Here is a 647-nt window from a genome sequence, read left to right on the forward strand (position 1 = left end):
AAGCAAGCGTCGAAGCAGCGGTGCTTCGAGTTCGTAGTCGTGTTCACGTTGCACGAACAGGAGGTGGAGCGCGTTGTAGCGGGAGCGGGGGTCGCGTTCGACGTAGGACGCTGGGACGCCGTTGTCGAGCATCCATGTTGTGATCGCGACTCGGTTTGCGGGGGTTTGATTTGTCAATCCGTCCAGGAAGTACTCGAACGGGTCTAGATCTGGGCGCTGTGCGCAGGCTTCGAGAAATGCTGTGAGTGTGCCTTTGCGCACTGCAACGTATGGGCTGGTCATCGTCTGTTTGAAACCTTCTATTGGTGGGGTGTGACGAAGGAACTACTCCGCTTCGTCAAGATGTGAACGATTGCGGTATGGATCCGTGACTTCGTAGTTTGCAGGATCGAGATAAGTGTCCATGAAGTCTTTCTGTGACATTTTGCCGCTCAGGTAGAAATCTTTGAGTTTCCAGTATTCCTGTTTTGGTATATGTCCCATATCCCAGTCTCTTGGTGACGTGGGGTTGTTTGGGTCCCATTCCACGATTCGCCAGCGTGCGTCATTTGCTTCGAACACCTTTGCATGTGAGTGATCGTCGGGGTGGAGTTTCACGTACATCTGGTTTGGGCCTGGTTCTGGGAGAGCGAGGTCGCCGTTTCGAA

At 53.5% G+C, this 647-nt stretch carries 2 protein-coding genes; both read right to left on the minus strand.

Annotated features, from left to right (window positions below; all coding sequences use genetic code 11):
* On the minus strand, positions 1-282 hold a 282-nt coding region (locus ZBI01S_RS09915), incomplete at its 3' end, for a hypothetical protein (protein WP_159421498.1).
* A 42-nt stretch (positions 283-324) separates the two neighbouring features.
* On the minus strand, positions 325-647 hold a 323-nt coding region (locus ZBI01S_RS09650; RefSeq protein ID WP_222822398.1), incomplete at its 5' end, for a GH-E family nuclease.

It is taken from the genome of [Zimmermannella] bifida NBRC 103089, assembly GCF_001570925.1.
Lineage (GTDB): Bacteria > Actinomycetota > Actinomycetes > Actinomycetales > Microbacteriaceae > Gulosibacter > Gulosibacter bifidus.